Annotated in this window: 22 protein-coding genes; 14 read left to right on the forward strand and 8 right to left on the reverse strand. The window is 43.3% G+C overall.

Annotated features, from left to right (window positions below; genetic code table 11):
• Positions 1 to 6: 6 nt before the first annotated feature.
• On the reverse strand, positions 7 to 645 hold the full coding sequence (locus ACHWTJ_RS00750; protein WP_294744408.1) for a hypothetical protein: 639 nt from the start codon (positions 643 to 645) through the stop codon (positions 7 to 9).
• A gap of 201 nt (positions 646 to 846) precedes the next feature.
• Positions 847 to 1716, reverse strand: a complete 870-nt coding sequence (locus ACHWTJ_RS00755) for a YitT family protein (protein ID WP_294743573.1) — start codon at positions 1714 to 1716, stop codon at positions 847 to 849.
• 137 nt (positions 1717 to 1853) lie between these two features.
• Between ACHWTJ_RS00755 and ACHWTJ_RS00760 the strand changes: the two genes are divergently transcribed.
• Both ACHWTJ_RS00760 and ACHWTJ_RS00765 read left to right on the forward strand, forming a co-directional pair.
• Positions 1854 to 2456, forward strand: coding sequence for a hypothetical protein (locus ACHWTJ_RS00760; RefSeq protein WP_294744410.1), 603 nt, complete (start codon positions 1854 to 1856; stop codon positions 2454 to 2456).
• A gap of 183 nt (positions 2457 to 2639) precedes the next feature.
• Positions 2640 to 3476 (forward strand): formate/nitrite transporter family protein, encoded by an 837-nt coding sequence (locus ACHWTJ_RS00765; protein WP_394678946.1) that lies wholly within the window; start codon positions 2640 to 2642, stop codon positions 3474 to 3476.
• 36 nt (positions 3477 to 3512) lie between these two features.
• On the opposite strand, the gene ACHWTJ_RS00770 is transcribed toward ACHWTJ_RS00765, so the two are convergent.
• On the reverse strand, positions 3513 to 3932 hold the full coding sequence (locus ACHWTJ_RS00770) for a YkvA family protein (RefSeq protein ID WP_023467198.1): 420 nt from the start codon (positions 3930 to 3932) through the stop codon (positions 3513 to 3515).
• 98 nt (positions 3933 to 4030) lie between these two features.
• Between ACHWTJ_RS00770 and ACHWTJ_RS00775 the strand changes: the two genes are divergently transcribed.
• A complete protein-coding gene (locus tag ACHWTJ_RS00775; RefSeq protein ID WP_294743580.1) occupies positions 4031 to 5254 on the forward strand; it encodes an aminopeptidase in 1224 nt (407 codons plus the stop codon).
• 55 nt (positions 5255 to 5309) lie between these two features.
• On the opposite strand, the gene murB is transcribed toward ACHWTJ_RS00775, so the two are convergent.
• Positions 5310 to 6224, reverse strand: coding sequence for a UDP-N-acetylmuramate dehydrogenase (gene murB / locus ACHWTJ_RS00780; RefSeq protein ID WP_081637435.1), 915 nt, complete (start codon positions 6222 to 6224; stop codon positions 5310 to 5312).
• A 244-nt stretch (positions 6225 to 6468) separates the two neighbouring features.
• On the opposite strand from murB, the gene ACHWTJ_RS00785 reads away from it, so the two are divergent.
• The 4 genes from ACHWTJ_RS00785 to ACHWTJ_RS00800 all read left to right on the forward strand — a co-directional run bounded on the left by ACHWTJ_RS00785 (position 6469) and on the right by ACHWTJ_RS00800 (position 8922).
• A complete protein-coding gene (locus ACHWTJ_RS00785; protein ID WP_087682137.1) occupies positions 6469 to 6984 on the forward strand; it encodes a GNAT family N-acetyltransferase in 516 nt (171 codons plus the stop codon).
• A gap of 15 nt (positions 6985 to 6999) precedes the next feature.
• Positions 7000 to 7485 carry a GNAT family N-acetyltransferase gene (locus ACHWTJ_RS00790; protein ID WP_051656213.1) on the forward strand — a complete coding sequence of 162 codons (486 nt, stop codon included), beginning with the start codon at positions 7000 to 7002 and terminating at the stop codon, positions 7483 to 7485.
• A 29-nt stretch (positions 7486 to 7514) separates the two neighbouring features.
• On the forward strand, positions 7515 to 7874 hold the full coding sequence (locus ACHWTJ_RS00795) for a hypothetical protein (RefSeq protein ID WP_294743584.1): 360 nt from the start codon (positions 7515 to 7517) through the stop codon (positions 7872 to 7874).
• Between the two features lie 112 nt (positions 7875 to 7986).
• Complete coding sequence (locus ACHWTJ_RS00800; protein WP_394678947.1) at positions 7987 to 8922, forward strand: hypothetical protein; 936 nt, start codon at positions 7987 to 7989, stop codon at positions 8920 to 8922.
• On the opposite strand, the gene ACHWTJ_RS00805 is transcribed toward ACHWTJ_RS00800, so the two are convergent.
• Complete coding sequence (locus ACHWTJ_RS00805; RefSeq protein WP_294743588.1) at positions 8911 to 9750, reverse strand: GNAT family N-acetyltransferase; 840 nt, start codon at positions 9748 to 9750, stop codon at positions 8911 to 8913. The two genes, ACHWTJ_RS00800 and ACHWTJ_RS00805, sit on opposite strands and share 12 nt — an antisense overlap.
• A gap of 160 nt (positions 9751 to 9910) precedes the next feature.
• Here ACHWTJ_RS00805 and ACHWTJ_RS00810 point away from each other — a divergent pair, with 160 nt between their 5' ends.
• The gene (locus ACHWTJ_RS00810; protein WP_294744416.1) at positions 9911 to 10174 is read left to right on the forward strand and encodes a hypothetical protein; all 264 of its coding nucleotides are present in this window, start codon (positions 9911 to 9913) and stop codon (positions 10172 to 10174) included.
• 88 nt (positions 10175 to 10262) lie between these two features.
• Here ACHWTJ_RS00810 and ACHWTJ_RS00815 read toward each other — a convergent pair whose 3' ends face one another.
• Complete coding sequence (locus ACHWTJ_RS00815; RefSeq protein WP_029340830.1) at positions 10263 to 11174, reverse strand: hypothetical protein; 912 nt, start codon at positions 11172 to 11174, stop codon at positions 10263 to 10265.
• A 144-nt stretch (positions 11175 to 11318) separates the two neighbouring features.
• Here ACHWTJ_RS00815 and nfsA point away from each other — a divergent pair, with 144 nt between their 5' ends.
• The 5 genes from nfsA to ACHWTJ_RS00840 all read left to right on the forward strand — a co-directional run bounded on the left by nfsA (position 11319) and on the right by ACHWTJ_RS00840 (position 15311).
• Positions 11319 to 12065, forward strand: a complete 747-nt coding sequence (gene nfsA / locus ACHWTJ_RS00820; protein ID WP_294749563.1) for an oxygen-insensitive NADPH nitroreductase — start codon at positions 11319 to 11321, stop codon at positions 12063 to 12065.
• 15 nt (positions 12066 to 12080) lie between these two features.
• Entirely contained in the window at positions 12081 to 13301 is a 1221-nt protein-coding gene (locus tag ACHWTJ_RS00825; protein ID WP_294749564.1) for an LCP family protein, read from the forward strand.
• 157 nt (positions 13302 to 13458) lie between these two features.
• On the forward strand, positions 13459 to 14169 hold the full coding sequence (locus ACHWTJ_RS00830) for an NAD(P)H-binding protein (RefSeq protein WP_294743596.1): 711 nt from the start codon (positions 13459 to 13461) through the stop codon (positions 14167 to 14169).
• A gap of 150 nt (positions 14170 to 14319) precedes the next feature.
• Positions 14320 to 14856: a TlpA disulfide reductase family protein gene (locus ACHWTJ_RS00835; protein WP_294749571.1), complete on the forward strand. Its 537-nt coding sequence runs from the start codon at positions 14320 to 14322 to the stop codon at positions 14854 to 14856.
• 2 nt (positions 14857 to 14858) lie between these two features.
• Positions 14859 to 15311 carry a hypothetical protein gene (locus ACHWTJ_RS00840; RefSeq protein WP_294749565.1) on the forward strand — a complete coding sequence of 151 codons (453 nt, stop codon included), beginning with the start codon at positions 14859 to 14861 and terminating at the stop codon, positions 15309 to 15311.
• Positions 15312 to 15401: 90 nt separating this feature from the next.
• Here ACHWTJ_RS00840 and ACHWTJ_RS00845 read toward each other — a convergent pair whose 3' ends face one another.
• Together ACHWTJ_RS00845 and nhaC are read right to left on the reverse strand one after the other, a co-directional pair.
• Entirely contained in the window at positions 15402 to 15611 is a 210-nt protein-coding gene (locus tag ACHWTJ_RS00845; protein WP_023467214.1) for a DUF3006 domain-containing protein, read from the reverse strand.
• A gap of 258 nt (positions 15612 to 15869) precedes the next feature.
• The gene (gene nhaC, locus ACHWTJ_RS00850; RefSeq protein ID WP_294744422.1) at positions 15870 to 17246 is read right to left on the reverse strand and encodes a Na+/H+ antiporter NhaC; all 1377 of its coding nucleotides are present in this window, start codon (positions 17244 to 17246) and stop codon (positions 15870 to 15872) included.
• A gap of 508 nt (positions 17247 to 17754) precedes the next feature.
• Here nhaC and argC point away from each other — a divergent pair.
• Complete coding sequence (gene argC / locus ACHWTJ_RS00855) at positions 17755 to 18786, forward strand: N-acetyl-gamma-glutamyl-phosphate reductase (protein WP_294744424.1); 1032 nt, start codon at positions 17755 to 17757, stop codon at positions 18784 to 18786.
• The last annotated feature ends 23 nt before the right edge of the window (positions 18787 to 18809 follow it).

Below are 18809 nucleotides of genomic sequence, written 5' to 3' on the forward strand. Positions count from 1 at the left end.
TTTTGCTTATTCTGATTTTGCTTCGTTCGTTAGGATAGGAGCAAATCGATGGAAGAAAAAGACAGTTGCACTAATTAATAAAAAGGATAGGATGGAGAGACCGAGACACATCCACTTATATGTAGCGATTAAAGCATCTGATTGTTGTAACTTAGATTGAAGTGTCTTATACAAATCATCTTTGACACGAGATAAGTCTTCAAGAATCGTTTGAGTCGTCTGTGTTGATTGCCTTGCTAGTCGTTTTGCTGCTGCAGGACTTTGTCGTTCATAGACGACAAAAACGCGTTCAATTTCAGACTCCCAGACATTGTTGCGACGAAGAAGATCTTTAATTGCTCCTGGGGTGGTTGAAGATTGATTCAGACTATTGCGTAAGTCGTGAATTTTGGAAGTGGAATAATAATACTGTTCAATGTAACGATTATCTTCATATAATAAAAGACCACGAACTGCATTCGCCCGATCTCGATTATGTTCGACCAATTGGTCCACTTGATTGATTAATGGTATATCGTGATTCTTCATTTGCGCGGTCATCGTAGCAATCGTCCGGTAACCGGACAAGGCGTAAATGATCGGGATAGAGGCGAATAAACTAATCAGGAGAACCAGCAGAACACGCTGACGCCATAGTGAGTGCATGCAATCATTCCTTTAGATAAATAGACATGTCATAAGCTTAACTACTATCGTAAAAAAAGTGAAGCCTATCTATTTTTTGAATAGGGATCAAGAATAAAAAAGTATCTACTTCAATTAAAAAAGCAGGAAAGATGACCTCATACGAGAAGCAGTCATAATATAGATAAAAAAAGAAAAAGCACAGCTTGGCTGCGCTTAATGTCAAAACGAATACGAATGTTCTTTGTAATTTCCAAAAACTGTATGAATTTCGGAAAAAGTAACGAATGCATTCGGTTCGACAGAAGAGACGATTTCTTGCAAACGGACGATTTCGTTATTTTGAACGACGACATAGACCATTTTCTTCGTTCGGTTGGAGTATCCTCCCCGTGCATCAAGAATCGTTACACCACGACCGAGTTCTTTTGTGATGACTTCGTTGATTTCATCTGCTTTCTCACAAATGATGATACATTGTTTAGAAGCGGAATAGAAACTGTAGACCGTTTGTAAGGCTTTAGCACGAACAAAGCTCATGATGAGTGCATACATAACGTGTTTCAGATCAAAGACCCACCAGACAAGAATATAGATGACAAGATCTTGCATCAGGAATATACGAGGCAATGGCCAATTATGAAAACGGGCGAAGAAAAACTTTCCAAGAATATCGAGTCCACCGGTCGAAGCGCCACCAAAGAAAATCAATGCCATCGCAAGACCAGAGACTAGACCGGCAAAGATGGAAGCGACAAGTGGATCGTTCAGAGACTCTGGAACGATTTGAGTCGGTATCCAATCGATTAAAAAAGAAGAGGCAACGACGATGATGCCAGATAAGAACATAAATCGTTTACGCAGGAAACGGAAACCTAAAAGGAAGAGAGGAATGTTTAAAAGCAATTGCGTTAATCCAATTGGCGTGTGAAAGAGTTCTTGGATGACAAGCGTAATTCCCATGATGCCACCTGATCCGATATCGTTTGGAGATAGCAATAAGCTGATATAAAGGGAATAGAGTAACGTACCGATGATTAAAAAACTGACTTTTTCAATTCTCTTTTTCTGTGGGTGTTTCGTAGTAGTCATGGCAATATGATGAGTAACCTCATGCTCCTCCTTCTGTGAGTATCTGCCTGCAAGAGTACGCTCATATGCATAAAATTTCAACCCTTCTTATGAAAAAAAGATGAAAAAGGGTGAGTTTTTTTGGGAAGGTGATGAAAATGAAGAAAACATTCTTGATTCTTGGTTGTATATGTTTAGGAATACTGCTTGCAAGTCGTCTTTTCCAACAATCAGATGAAGAAAATCGACCTTCTGTTTGGCATGACGGAGACCTCGTAGCGAGACAAGTAGGTGCTTCGATGATGAATACGGTAGCAGTTCGTCAATTAGCGGAACAGCTCCCGTTCTCATCGGAGTTAAAAGAAGTAGAGGTCGAAGGGGAGTCGTTGCGACTTGCCTATGATGTCACAGGTAAGGAACGACGTATTTGGATCGGAACCGATACTGGTATGTTACGAGTGGGTCAGGATTTTTTTAACGCTCGATTATCGAAAGTTCTCATGCATCATACACTCGTATTATTCTCAACGATTCCTGATTTATCAGATCTTGAAATTCACTATACTGATCCGTATTCACGTGCAGATTTTAAAATAGATCGGAAAGCATTCGATGCGTATACATCGAACGATATCGAACGAGCTACTTCATCTTCTAAACGTTTTAATCGTGTCGTCATTGATGGATATGTACTTGATGCATCAAGGCGACAAACGTTTTTTAAACGATTCGCATCCGGACTTTTGATTCAAACTAATTAGTTGTATAAAGCAAGAAAAGGCATTTTTCACAATCTCGACACAATGATATCGTTTACATCTCGTTCTTTTATGAAAACGATAAAACAGGTCTATTCAAGGCTTGAACATCTCTTAAGATGGAAGTATCATAATAAATGAACAAACATTGTGAAATGTTGAACAAAAGAAAGAGAGGTTTCTACGATGAACGAGGTAGAAGCATTAGAAGGATTACGGAATAAAGCAATCAAGTCGACGCGTATGCTACAACTGCGTCCTCTCGAGTACTTAGTTCGTGCCATGTTAGCGGGGATATTCATTGGATTTGCAATCATTTTTACCTTAAAAGCAATTAACGGGCTGTATATGGCAGAATCACCTGTCGCGACACTTGTTGGTGGACTGACGTTCGGAGTGGCGCTCGTTTTGATCGTTTATGGCGGTGCAGAACTGTTTACAGGAAATACGATGTATTTTACGACGGCAACGATGCGTGGCTATACGACGAAGATGGATACGATGAAGGTCTGGTTGATCTGTCTGATCGGAAATGGACTTGGAGGATTAGCGTTTGCACTACTCTTTTCTCAAACAGGAATCATCCAAGAGCTTGGTATGAACAACTGGTTATTTTCTGTCTCAGAAACGAAGATCCACCATACGACGTGGGAAATCTTCACACGAGCTATCTTTTGTAACTGGATGGTCTGTTTAGCGATTTTCATTCCAAAGAACATGAAGAATGAGTTGGCGCAGATCATGATGATGATGGTACTCGTCGCAGTCTTCTTCGCATCTGGATTTGATCACGTCATCGCCAATATGGCCTTGTTCTCCATTGCGTTAGTCGTGCCACACCCTGATACGATCACATTTGCCGGAGCCATGCACAACCTGTTGCCAGCTTTAGCCGGTAACATCATTGGTGGAGCAGTCTTCATGGGAATGATCTATACGTGGCTGAATAAAGAAAAATTAGAAGTAGATGAATCACGTCAATCCACGACACCTGTTCATATTGCTTCGAAACAAAATGCATAAAAAAGAGCAGCTGTCGCGACAGCTGCTCTTTTTTATTCATTCCATATGTTGAAAGCGATCGACGTCTGCAGCCAGTTCTTCGTAAATCGTCTCGACGATTTGTGCGTCATCGAAGAGCCCGAGGACGTTATCGTCTGGTAAGGCGTCAACAGGAGACGTGAAGTAAAGGACGGCCGTCAATAGTAATTGTTCTTGCTCCGCGTGCATCTCGAATTTTTTCTGATAGAGGGCACGAAGCATTTCGAGCAGTTGTTTTAATTGAAAATAAAGGACGAGTTCTGCCTCACGTTCGATGTCCGAGCTTTCGGTAGACGCGATATCTTGCGTCAAGTGCGCAAGCCCGATTTCTGCTCGAACTAATAACTCTTGCTGTGCTTTTTCATCACCAACGAGGTCGAGTGCTTGTCGGTGGAAATACGTATAGGCCGATTTAAAATCTCCGGGTGTGAATTCCATGGTAATGCCTCCTTCTATTCTCCTTCTAGTTTCGCCTTATTTCTTGCAAAATTGCAACTATTTCGTGAAAATAAAGATACAAGAAAGGGGATTACATAATGCCGACACAAGCAGAATTAAAACAATACGCGTCTTTAGCCGTGCGTACAGGAATTAATCTACAACCAGGACAACAACTCGAGGTGCGTGCAGGAATCGAAAATTTGCCGCTCGTTCGTGAAATCACACGTGTCGCCTATGAAGTAGGTGCTACGCAAGTATATGTACAATGGTCAGATGATGAGATGACGAAAATCCGTTATTTCGATGCACCGGAGGAGTCGTTTGATACGTTCCCGGATTGGTTAAAAGCACGTTATGATCAACTGGCAGAAGAAAAAACAGCGTTCTTATCGGTCGTCAGTGAAGATCCAGATTTATTGAATGGCGTTGACTCGAGCCGAATCGCACGTGCGAATAAAGCAGCCGGTGTCGCTCTCGCCAATTGGCGGAAATTCGTCATGAGTGACAATGTCAGCTGGTGTGTCGTAGCAGCACCTTCTGAAAGCTGGGCGAAGAAAGTATTCCCTGATTCAGAGAATGCCGTTGAAGAGCTCTGGTCAGCTATTTTGAAGGCAACACGTGCCGATCAAGCGGATCCGGTCGCTGCATGGGCAGATCATGATCAAAATCTGCGTTCAAAAGCAAAATTCCTGACAGAGAAGAAATACAAATCATTGCACTACACAGCTCCAGGAACAGAATTATCAATCGAATTACCAGAACGTCATGTTTGGTTAGGTGGCGGTGGTCCGAATGCAGATGGTGTTGATTTCATCGCGAATCTTCCGACAGAAGAAGTGTTCACGTTACCGAAAAAGACAGGAGTCAACGGACACGTCTCGAGCACAAAACCACTTAGCTACAGTGGGAACTTGATTGATGAGTTCACACTCTGGTTCGAAAACGGAAAAATCGTTAAAGCGGAAGCAAAACAGGGTCAAGAAGCATTAGATGACTTGATTTCACTGGATGAAGGTGCACGTTATCTCGGAGAAGTTGCGCTCGTGCCGCACCGTTCGCCGATTTCTGACTCGGGTATCCTATTCTATAATACATTGTTTGATGAAAATGCTTCGTGCCACTTAGCGATTGGTCGTGCGTACTCGACGTGTCTCGAAAATGGTCCAAGCCTTTCAGCAGAAGAATTAGAAGCACAAGGCGCGAATGACTCGATGACGCATGTCGACTTCATGATTGGATCAGCGGATCTATCGATTGAAGGAGAACTTGCAGACGGAACGCGTGAATCAGTTATGCGTGACGGAAACTGGTCAATCTAAACGAACAAAAAGGTGGGTCCGAATACGGAACTCACCTTTTCTTGTAAGATTCTTGTTATGCTTCTTCACCGATAATTTTCACTTCTGTCTCAAGTAAGATACCGAATTTTTCTTGAACGGTTTCTTGTACATGACGAATGAGCGCGATATAGTCGGATGCTGACGCATTCTCGACGTTGACGATGAAACCAGCGTGTTTCTTTGATACTTCAGCGCCACCGATGCGTGTTCCCTGTAAGTTGCTATCTTGAATCAGCTTCCCTGCAAAATAGCCTTCTGGACGTTTAAAGACGCTACCACAAGAAGGGTACTCGAGTGGTTGTTTCGTTTCTCGCTTATGCGTTAAATCATCCATGACTTCCTTGATCAATGCTGGGTCACCCTCTGTTAACGCAAATCGACCTTCGAGGATGATGTATTCTTTCTTCGAGAAGCAACTTGTCCGGTATCCCAATTCAAGCTCATCATGCGAAATGTTCAATAGTTCTCCTTGTCGTGTCAATACAGTAGCGCTATGGAGACAATCCTTGACTTCACCACCGTATGCACCAGCATTCATGATTAATGCGCCACCAATCGTTCCTGGAATCCCACAAGCGAATTCAAGACCACTCAGCTGATGCGCGTAAGCTACACGAGACGCTTCGATGATTGCTGCGCCACTTTGAGCGACGAGTTCATGTCCTTCGACCGAGATATCGGTTAACTTCTCAAAGGAGAGGACAATGCCGCGAATGCCGCCATCACGTACGACAAGATTCGATCCGTTTCCAAGCAACGTCAAGGGAATACCTTGTTCGTAAGCATATCGGACGACAAAAGCCGTTTCTTCATAAGAGGTTGGGATTATGAAGAGATCAGCAATCCCTCCCATTTTTGTGTAAGTATGATATTTTAAAGGTTCATTGATCAGTACAGATTCTTTTGAAATGCCTTCATATAGTCCTGTCATTACTTGTTCAGTCATCATGGTCTCAGTCCTTTTCATAAATTCCTACCAGCGCGTATGCGCTCAAAATATATTTTAACATTAATCGTGCAGTCATTGTTCAACATACTGTTCCCAAAATACCGACTTATGTCGGGAATTGCAAGCAGTAGGGAGTGAATGTCATCGATTAGTAATGAAAAATGTCACAGGGAAAGCAGGGGCAGGAAGAGGAATGAAGCGAAAAGAACTCGGGAAAAGAGAAGTATAGAAGGAGGCGATGACGATGGAAAGTGAACGTTTATGGATGCGACCGTTTGAAGAAGAGGATTTCAGTTTTTATAAGTCACTTGTTCAAAATGAGCAAGTCATGCGTTATATCAATGGAGGCACTGCCTTGAGTGAAGATGAGGCACGAGAGTGGTTCGAACGGCAATTGGAGCGATACTCGGATGAGCGACAAACTGGTTTTTTACTATTGTTCATAAAAGAAACGAATGAACCGATTGGCTTCGCCGGATTATTGATGCAGGAAGTGGATGGGAAAGAAGAGTTAGAGGTCGGTTATTGGCTCGAACCAAAGCACTGGAAAGTCGGTTATGGTCGTGAAGCAGCAAAACAATTAATGATGGAGGCGTTTAATCGAGGGCATGATCGAATCATCTCGATCATTCATCCCGATAATCATGCTTCGCAAAACGTCGCTCGTGCCAACGGACTGAACTGGGAAAAAGATACGGTGTTTAGAGGCATTCCTGTCACGATTTACGCTGGACAACTATCACGACTTTGTCGTAACTAAAGAGGAGAGCTTTTTATGTACGAATTTGAATTCAAGTCTTTTCATCACATGACACCTGATACCTTATATGCACTTTTAAAATTACGAACGGATATCTTCGTCGTTGAGCAGGAGTGTGCGTATCCGGAGCTAGATGATCAAGATCAACAAGCGACACACCTAATCGTCCGGAGTGAGAGCGGTCAAATCGTCGGATGTCTTCGGATATACGATCATCCGACAAAAGGAATAGCGATTGGACGGGTAGCCGTTCACCATGCACACCGGTCGGTTGGGTTAGCAAGACAAATGATGGAGAAAGCGATGGTGCATTTGCAGAAAGAAGCTGCGATCTACTTACAGGCACAAGCACACCTAGAAGGGTTTTACGGGTCGTTTGGTTTCGAAACCGTATCCGAACCTTATTTAGAAGATGATATTCCACATGTGGACATGCAGTTTCACGTAAAGGATTCGAAAAAAGACTTCACGTCGACGATCGATGAACCGATGAATAAGTAGAATGAACTTTTCTCGGAGGTGGATCAGTCATGAAGAAAGTGCTGGTCATTTTCGCTCTTAGTCTAATCGGTATCCTATCTTTAGGAGTGGGTATTTCGTATGCTCAATTGCAGGGAAATTATCGTGACTCGGAAAAAGAATTGATGACGATTTTAGAGCGGCAACATGATTTATCAGCTTCCTCCTTTCTTGAAGTGCGCGCATCATTCTCTTTACGACATCGACAAATCATACACGTTCGACTTCGGGGTGAACCTGCCATCACATACGAGTTCATTCAACCAAAGGATGAACTCGTATACCTGGGGTCTGTCGGAACAAGTGTTGAAAAGACAGGAAAACAAGATGCTGTCTTTCGAAACGCTCATTTAAAAGTCGGTAAAAAATAAAAAATGGAGGATCTTCCTGAAACGACGGAAGATTCTCCATTTTTTGCTTTCAAGACGATAGGATATTGCGTACACTACGAAGAGGTACTGGAATGAGGAGGTCGAGGGAATCATGTGGAAACCCTTTATAAAAAATCAATCAATTGCACCGGCGTTACAAGCTTTTCGGGAACTTGACATCGAAATGTTTCGGACACATGTTGCCCAACTGAACGATGCGGAACAACAGGCCTTACAATTCATTAAGCGTGCACTAGAGCAGGATTCACCTGATCATTTGAAAATAGCACTTGAAATGAAACAACCACTCGTCGAGGTGGATCGTCTGTTTCAAACACTCGTCACGTGTCAAAATCGTCAGCAGTTACTTGAAATGCTGCTAGCATACGGTCTAGACGTCAATCAAGTCTATACACTGGAAGGGCATCGCTCGATCGTCCGCCAACCCCTTGAATTTCCGATAGGTCTATATGCGGCGCGCCATTCCGAGTTATGGGCACTTGTTGCTGAAAAGCTGGACTTTACTTATACAATGCATCTTCAACGCAGTGATCAATTCATGGAGACGCATGAATTGAATCTGCTTGATCTCGTCTTATTGCTCGATATCGAAGAGGAGTTGACGGTTCGAGTGCTTGATCAGCTGTGCGAATGCAAGGCGACCGTTGGACTTGCAGAACGATTACAACGTCCCGCTTCACCATTGTTGCTAAAGACGATTGAGGCGGATGCCTATTTGCCGACGTTTGTTTATGCTAAACATTATTTCCCGTTTTATGCGCTGATCGGACGACAAATCGTACTGTTCCAATCTTTATTGAATCGTGTGATACAAGCATCCATTGCTTCTGAAATGATTGAAGATGCCTTGCTTGCTTTTCATAACCACCAACCCGGACTTGCCTTGACATGGGGAGATGCCTATATCGAACAGTTATACGAGATGGGGCTAGTGCTTCGTAAAACGGGTCATGTTGATTTTCGGAAAATGGATGCGGAGTATGTGTTATCTGAATACGATGAAGTGATTGAACGGTTACGTGATTAACGATTTATTTTGAACTTGAAACGTATGCCAATGAGAAAAAAGTTGGATATCGCAAAATGTACTTTTTTGGTATAGTCTCAGCACATCTAAGTTTGTGGAATGAAAAATGGTTTCGAACGTCTTGATGTTTGCTTTACACAATTTGGCTTGAAAGGTATCTAGAATTCGCCGACCGTAACCTTGATATTTCAACTCAGGCAAACACGTGATTTCAAGAAGACGAATCGTACGACCATATTTTTGATAGAGCAGTGTACCGATTACTAATTGTTGGTCGTATATTAAATAAGGTGATGTGTTTGAATGGCTGAATTGTTCATAATGCTCTTGATGATATGGGAAAAGATGATCACATTCTTTAATAGAGTGATTTCGAAGAGTGAGGTATAACTCTTGATTACGGGCATGTATAGGTTGAAAGCGTAAAGATGGTACACGGTCATTTGAAATTCCGATTAAGCGAAATTGTTCAGCAGAAAGTGTATATCCGAGTGTTTTCCAAACCGATGATAGCGCACCATCTTGAGGCGGAACGACCTGTACTTTAATTTGTTGAGCACCTTGACGAACAAGATACTCATGTAAGTGTTTCGCAAGAAGGTGAAATGCGGAAATATTTGAGTAGGCACCGTTCATCAGACAAGTCATTTCATTTGAAATACGATAACCAAGAGTCGCATAGACTAGATCATGTTTGAGGTAAACGAATTGATGACCTTCAAGTAATTGAAAAAAAGGAATGTCGTGTGCCCATTGATTATGTTGTAATAATTGGTGAACATGTCGTTTTTGATTCCGTGACAGTTGATTATAATGTACGATAGACAAAATCATAGTCCTCCTTTAATTATATGAAGTTTATTCACCTATTATTTTACAGTAAATTAAAGGTATTTATATATTATTTTACAGTAAATTAAAGGTATTTATATATTATTTTTGGGACGGAAAGTAGATGGATTATTTAAGAAAATGAGGTTAATTGATTATGAAATATCTTTTGGGCGTGATTGGATTAACACTCTTTTTACTTATCGCCGATGCGACAGTAGGAGAAGCAAAGGATTATGACGAGCCTGATATCAGTATGTCTACGACATACGGCGATTATGGAGCACAAAATCATATCATCGTCGATCGAAAAGAACCGATTTATGAAGGATTCGATTCACCGAACGACATGGCATTCCTATTCGCTTGTATTGCATTACTCGCAACAGTTGGACTTGGCATCGTCAATGCCTCCGATTGAAATGAATCTGACTAATAAAAGGCAAGTGACGATGGATTCGTCACTTGCCTTTTATTGTCTACTACGTGTGAACAAGAAGAATCTACTCTTAGAAATGAATTCGTTTTTTTCGACCAACGCGTGCCATTCGTTCGTGTTCTTGTTCGAGTCCGGCTCGTTCGAGGAGATCGAGATAATAGCGAAACGGAGTCGAGCGATGCGAAAAATACGGGATATATTCAGTGAACAGCATCGTCTCCGCTCGTTCTAACGCGCGTAAGGAAATGAGAGCATGTAGCTCTGCGAAACGAATTTCTTGATAGGTGGATAAAGCGTCTGCATCAATCCGAACATGCGACTGTAATTTTTTAGCATGTGCATTCAAGCAATGGATGTATGCTTCTTGATGTTCGGGTTTCTCGCAATGGGCAAGTACGGCAAGCAAAAGATCACTGCGCTCGGTATCGACGTCCATCGGAACCTTCAACGCTGTATAGAGGGCACGTTCCATCCACTCGACGCCATGACTATCATTTTTATAATAGCCGACTAATTCTTGAAAAAAATCGACTTGCGAGACTTTCAATAATCGAAACGGATCATTACTTAAAAATAAAGGTTCTTCCCCGGCAGCCGACGAAAGAAGAAAGAAAAATTCCTCAAAGGCAATCCGGGTTCCGTTTTTACGATGAGCGTAATGGCGTAAATGCTTCAACAGGCGCTTTGCGGTGATATACCAATTCTTTTGTTCGCGAAGCGGTACGATCGGATTCGGCTCAAGGTACTGGAGATCGTATGCTAATTGAATAAACCGTTCCGTCTGAGCAATCGTCTGTTCGACGGTCGGTTGTTCCTGTTCTTTTTGCAAATCCTTATACTTCATGAACTGTGTCAACATGGCGTCAAACTCTTTCTCTTCGATGACTTGTCTCGGGAGTTGACGATAGATTTCGACGATAATATCGCGAAGGGTCGTATCGCCATATTGTTCTAGTAAGAGCCGTAGTTTCCGTATTCTCATGATCGCCCTCCTTCGCTAAAAAAGCACAGTACAACACTATTCATTTCCCGCTTTTTTCATAAACCGAACCTCTTCATTTGCGCTTTTTAGTCAGAGACGACTATCTTAAATAAGAAGACTCATTACAGAAGGGGACGATTACACATGAATGAAACCATTCAACATTTACTCAACCACCGGTCCATCCGGAAATTCAAACAACATCAATTAGACGAAGAGACGATTGAAACACTTGTCCAAGCCGCACAGGCCGCCTCGACATCCTCTTATCAGCAAGCTTATGCGATCATTGGTGTCGAAGACGAAGGATTGAAACGACAACTAGTCGACGTTGCAAGTGGTCAACAATATGTAGCAGAAAACAGTTACTTCTTCGTCTTTTGTATGGATTACCACAAACATACGTTGGCGGCAGAACTAGTAGGAGGCGACGTGAGCCGGACGATCGAGACTACGGAAGCACTTGTCGTAGGGGCGGTCGATGCGGGACTTGCTGCTCAAAATTTAGTCGTAGCTGCCGAGTCGCTCGGCTACGGAACGGTCTACATCGGTTCACTACGAAATGATGCCCGTCGTGTCAGCGAACTCTTACAACTTCCTGATCACGTCGTACCGTTATTCGGAGTCGCAGTCGGTCTTCCGGATCAACAACCGGGTAAAAAACCCCGCCTTCCGATGGATGCGGTCTTCCACCGGAATACGTATACTGATGACGATACGATGCTTGAGTTACTGACAGGATACGAAGAATCAACGTCATCGTACTACGGAGAACGGACCGGTGGTCAACGGACAGAAGGGTGGGTCAAACAGATGGCTGCCTCGATGCACGAACCGAAGCGGACGTATCTCCGCGAGTTCTTGAAAGAGAAACAGATCGCAAAAGATTGATACGGAGGTATCTGAATGGCAGAACATCAACCACACCGCTCTCGCTTGGAGCGACGACGTATGCAGTTAGAAGAGCAAGCTAGGCAAGAAGAAGCTTTTTCGAAAGCATACGCGCCGGACGAATCATTTTCTCAAGAATCCTTTGAGAAGCAGCAAGTACCGGCTACGTATCATCGATATGTCGAAGATCAACCACGAGATCAAAAAAGTATATCGCGTCGTTCTGGGAGCGGCATGCTTAAACAGATCGCACAGATGATTGGGGGTGTCGGATCAAGATTGTTTGCTAATCGGGAACGCTCGAGACGTTCGAGAAAGGCAGGACGATCAGAGCAAGCGGTACAGCAGAATCCTGATGTCTCTTCACGCGAAGCTCATCCTAAAAAAATCAAGAAAAAACGTCGTGTTAAACGAAAGATTCTTGGACTATTTTTATTATTGCTCATCGTATTCGTTCTTTTTGCCTCACAACCGTTTACGTTCTTGTTGATCGGTAGTGATGCACGACCTGGAGAGTCGTTGCGTGGATCACGTTCGGACTCTCTGTCGGTCATGCAATTCATTCCACTTTCTCGAACAATTCAGTTGACATCGATTCCTCGAGATACGTATACACCAATTTCTTGTGAGAATGGAAAAAAGGATAAGATCACGCATGCCTTTGCCTTCGGTGGAGAAGAGTGTACGCAAGATGCCGTTTCAGGTCTACTCGATGAAGAAATCGATGGAAAGATCGTCATCTCCTTCGATAGTTTCATCGGATTAGTCGATCAAATCGGCGGAATCGATCTTGTCTCGACAGGAACGTTCTCTGAGCAGGATGCAAGCGGGAAAGCAAATCAGTATTCATTCCAAAAAGGGAAGGAATACCATATGGATGGTGCGATGGCACTTGCCTATTCAAGACACCGCAAAACGGATAATGACGGAGCGCGCGCGAATCGGCAGTCGGAAGTCATCCAAGCAGTCGCGACACACTTATTGAAGCCGACTGGATGGTCGAAAATTCCAGCAGCGCACACGTATATGAAAGAAGAGATGAATCTCGATTTAAGTGTACGTGAAATGGCGACGGCAGGGTTATCGATTGCCTTGATGTCAGAACGAAAACATTATGAAATCGAGGCGGTCAGTCAGCGACTGAATGGTATTTTCTATGATTTACCGAACGAGAAGGCGTTGCAAGAACTACGTGATCGCCTTGATACGACGTTTTATGGCACCTTGAAGAACTAAAGGGGAGGGGTTTCCTTCCGGTCATTGCGGGTATAAATTGATGTACGTTGCTCCTTTGGTGGATCGTTTTAGGTCATCTCCGAAATCGATGATTTTTTGGACATGACATGATGGCGTTCCACGAAGGTGACTAACTTATCGAGGAGGGACCCCCCATATGAAAGTACTAGTCGTAGGTGCATCCGGTACGATTGGAGCGCGCGTCGTCAAATCGCTTGCCAAGGGTCATCAGGTCACGGTCATCGTTCGTCACGAACATCTGGTGGAACGATTCGAAAAACTCGGTGTCAAGGCGCATTACGTCGATATCGAAACAGAACTCGAAAAAGTCATTGAGCACGGAGTCGCGGGACAGGATGCAGTCATTTGTGCGGCGACCGCAGGAGTAGATGGCGAAGCAACGGAAATTGAACTGCTGGATCGAACAGTCGCCCTAAAAACGATCGATGCAGCAAAAAAAGCGCGTGTGCGTCATTTCGTACTATTGAGTGCGTATGGTGCAGATCGACCTGAGCAATTCAAGAAAGATGTCTATCCGTTCTATGCTGCCAAGAATGCAGCAGAGGAGCAGATTGAACATAGTGGTTTGACGTATACGATCATCTGTCCGGTTGCGATCACAACAGGTGAAGGGCGTGGCTTAATTGAAGCCGATGAAGATTTGAAAGACACGAAGGACGCGACGATTTCGGAAACGGATGTCGCATCGATTCTCGTTGCTTCTGTCGATAATCGATCGGTATTCAATCGACGTCTAGAGGTCAAGGAAGGGAAGACATCCTTGAACGAAGCTTTAGGGGGAACCGATGCAGTCGGTAGCGTCAAAGATAACCGCCAGGTCAAAAAACAATTACCACGCTTTAACTAATCATTCAAAGAGCGTATCTAAATAAAATGAAGCGAACTCTTTTCTGTATACAAATCAGAAGAGTTCGCTTTTTTGTTGATAAAAGAAGACAGTTGAAAAGAGGAAGTCTGCTACACTTAACGAAGAAGGAGGGGATTAGATGTGAAAAAAATGTTGATCTATCTGATCCTAGCGATCGCTATCATCGGCATTGCCTATCAAGGTTATCAAACATACGATACGAAGCAAAAGAAAGTGGAACAACAACAAAAACAAGCAGCACAAGGTGGTTTAGAATTAGGGATGAAAGCTCCGAATCTTTCCTTGCGTCAAGAAGGAAAAACAATTGATCTAGACGAAATGAATCATGATGTCTTTGTCATTAATTTTTGGGCGACGTGGTGTCCACCTTGCAAACAAGAGATTCCAGAACTAAATTCCTTTGCACGACATACGAATATACCGGTCTATGGCATCAATGTCACAACATCGGAGCGGCGTGTTTCAGATGTTGCCGATTTTCTGAAGCAGACACCTGTTGAATATCCCGTTTTGTATGATCGAATAGGAAACTCAGAAGACGCTTATCGTCTCGTAGCGATGCCAGCAACCTATGTATTAGATCGTAAAGGAACGATTCTTGCAAAACATGTCGGTCCTGTGACGGAAAAGATGTTAAAAGAGATGGTGAAACGAACAGGAGGATGACAATGGAACTCCTATGCGACAACTGCTCCTTTCAACAAACATTTCAACTCGGTCAGCTGGATGGATGGCCGACATTTCCGGCTATTTTGACGCAAGGAGTGGAAGCGTTCATGACAGGCCTTCCGCTTTGGTTTGTACCGTCGATGCATGAACCCGTCTTACAGCGAACGTATGTAGACGACTGGAATCGTTTTCGCTTGATCCAGAACTATCAGCTACATCAAGCAGAAGTATCAGATGACTGGGTACCGTATCAGTTGGACTTATATCATTGTCCAACCTGTCATCAATTCTCAAATCGCTTCTGGTGCGCTCTATTCTTGCAATCGGATGTCGTACAGCCGCAGTATGCATGTCCAAACGATCAAACGATATTAGAACGCATCGAAATATCTGATATCCATCAGTATTCTTGCCCGTCGTGTAGTCACTATTCCTTATATGTTCGTCGTTAAAGCGAAAAAGCCATCCGTTTCATGAAGGACTGATGAGAGAAATTTTTCTCTATAGTCAATACATGATACCGAATGGCTTTTTATCGATCATCAGCCCATTTGCCGAAACGAAAACGTTTGAAAGGAAGAGGGTGATGAATTGCTGACATCTAGCGTATAAGTCGTGCCGTCAAAAATAATTGTATCGCCTAATCTTGCTTCAGGTGGTAAATAACGTCGTGGAATGAAGCTTGAACCATTTTCCCACAGCAGAACGGCATATTTACCATCAAGTCGCTCCAGCGTACCACGTTTGATCATATTAACTCCTCCCACAATTACATCGAAGTCGTTCCTCGGTCGAACAAGAACGTACTCTCTCTCTATCATTCTCTGTAATTTTTATTCTTATGTTTGGTATATTCCCAGTTCGTTTCATCTTTACACATGATTCTTTAAAAAAACGTGATTCCAAGCCGTTTTCGTCGTAATTCGGACGTATTTAACAGGAAATAAAAGAGATAATGGTCAGAAAAAAAGATCCGATATGTCATATCGGACCTCTAATATGAAATAGACTCAAGAAGCGAGAGACTGTTTTGTTTCTATTTTTGTCGGACGAAGAAAGGCAAGTAAGAACGTAAAGAACGGTGAAAGAACTAAAAAGAATGCGAACGGAACGTATTCTGTTACCGGAACACCTAGTGTTGAAGCAAAGAAAGCTCCAGAAACGCCCCACGGAATGAGTGGATTGACGAGTGTTCCTCCATCCTCGAGTGATCGAGAGAGGAATCGCGGATCAATCTGACGTTCTTCAAAAATCCGTTTGAACGCTTGACCTGGCAAGAGAATTGACAAGTATTGTTCTCCAGCCATTACATTGACACCGATGGAAGATAGGGCAACAGCAGAGATGATACTTCCGTCGCGTTTGAGTCGTGAAACGGTCCGCTCAATGACGACATCGATGACGCCGATTCCGCGCAAAACACCGCCGAAAGCGAGCGCGAGCATGACGAGTGAAACGGACCACATCATCGATTGCAAGCCACCCTTACTGATGATTGCTGCGACAGTTTTACTAGAAGATTCTAGTTTTAAACCATTTTGAATGACGGCCATCCAGTTTGAAATGTCCCAATTTCCTTGGACGAGACCTGTCAATAACAGACCACTCAAGACACCGGCTACGAGTGTCGGGATGACCGGCATCTTACGCAACGCTAGAACCATGACAAGTATAGGAGAAAGTAGCGTCCATGGTGATAGATGGAATAAGCGGGCTAATTCCTGTTGCGTCGTTTGAACAACAGTTGAATCGACCGTGCCGCTACTACGTCCAAAGATGAAGAATAAGATGAACGTAATCGTGATGGCAGGAATCGTCGTTCCCATCATGAAACGAATATGATCAAATACGGAAACGTTAACGATTCCCGGTGCGAAGTTCGTCGTATCCGACAAAGGTGACATCTTATCTCCAAAACATGCACCGCTAATGATAGCGCCTGCCGCAAGTGCCGGATTGACGCCTAATGCGATCGCGATGCCCATCAAGGCAACGCCGACCGTACCGATCGTCGTAAATGAGCTTCCTGTAAAGGTCGAAACGACCATCGCAATCAGAAGAGCGCTCGGTGCGAACCAAGTCGCCGAGAGTGTAGATAAACCAAAGTGAAGAAGGGTCGGCACTGCGCCACTCATCATCCATACCGCAATCGTCATACCGACGAGTAACATGATGAGGATCGGTTTGATCGCTTCCCGAATGCCTTGGATCATATGATGTTCAACGTCTTCGAACTTAAAACCGCGGTAAACGGCATATCCTGAGACGAAAATAAGACTGGACAAGATGGCAAGATGCGGTTCGGCTTTAGCACCGAATAACGCGGACAATAAGATGATGATGCTGATTCCTAGGATAGCTGCGGATTCACGGAATGACATGCGCATGCTTCCACCTCCTTAAATGAATATGGATATATGGTAGTTCTCTGTTACTAACACGCTTTTATGCACAAAAGCAATGAACAAACGTAATCTTAACGAATAATAACGTTGGCGTCAACTATAAGAGATTCTCCAATAAACCAGAAAAAATCATAAATGTGACGATTTTTTGTCGTAAACGCTTTCTTTTTTGGTTTGAATCTTGCACAATAGGAAGTATCAAATGACATTTTTGTGAACGATGAGGAGGATACATATGTTTACACTGATTTTCGTAGTAGTCGTCGCTATCATGGGTGCAGGCGTATTTGGGATTGATCATCTCGTAGCGCAACGTGCGGAAAAGCGTTAAGTGGATGAAGACAAAAGAAGCGTTGAAGGGACTGTCTTATAGAAGACAATCGCTTCAACGCTTCTTTTTTTGTGTAAAAACTAATAAAAATTCAATTGACAGTATAAATATACATATGTTTAAATCGGTATAACATTCTTTGAAGAGGAGCGTACAGCTATGAAATGTACCATCATCGGAGCAACAGGATATACCGGAATTGAGCTAGTTCGGCTACTAGAAGCACATCCCTCATTTGAAATCGTCTGTTTGATGAGTGATTCGATGGCAGGAAAATCGATGAATGAGTTATTCCCATTCATGAATAAAAAAACATACTCTCTTTTATCTTCCTTTTCGGTGGAGCATCTGACGGAAACAGAGACAGATCTGGTGTTCTTGGCGACACCGAGTGGAATCTCGAAACATTACTTAGAACAACTTCAAAACTGGTCCGGTTATGTCATCGATTTGAGTGGTGATTTGCGACTACCGTCTGAATCGTATGAAGCTTGGTATGACAAGGAACCAATAGATGCACATTTACAACAAAAAGCGACTTATGGTTTACCAGAATGGAATCGTCAAGCTATCACAGCAAGCAAGTGGATTGCGAATCCCGGTTGTTATGCGACAGCGGTACTTCTGGGACTGACACCATTCGTAAAAGAGAAAAAAATCGATCCTTCCCAAATCATCATTCAAGCATCTTCTGGTCTGACGGGAGCAGGCAAAACATTGACGACACAGACTCATCATGTCCATTCCAGTGAAAACGTTCGTTTATATAAAGTGAATCAACATCAACATATTCCAGAAATTGAACAGGCACTTCTCGAATGGACTGGTTCATCCTACCCGATCACATTCTCGACGCAACTATTACCAATTAATCGAGGCATCATGGCAATCATGACGGTTCAGCCGTTGATCGATTTATCGGAAACGGAGTGGCGATTTTGGTTGACGGAACAGTATATAACGGAACCGTTCGTACGTGTTCAACAGAGTGATCCGGAAATCAAGTCCGTCGTAGGTAGTAATCACTGTGATTTGACCGTGTATAAGGATGAACGGACAGGGCGCCTTACCATCGTCTCGGTCATCGATAACATGCAAAAAGGAGCTGCTGGACAAGCCGTTCAAAATGCCAATATTCTAGCAGGATTTGATGAGATGTCTGGTTTGACCCAACAGCCGATCTATATTTAAACACTTTGAGATGAAAGAGGAGG

The sequence above is a fragment of the uncultured Exiguobacterium sp. genome, assembly GCF_964277885.1.
Classification (GTDB): Bacteria; Bacillota; Bacilli; order Exiguobacteriales; family Exiguobacteriaceae; genus Exiguobacterium_A.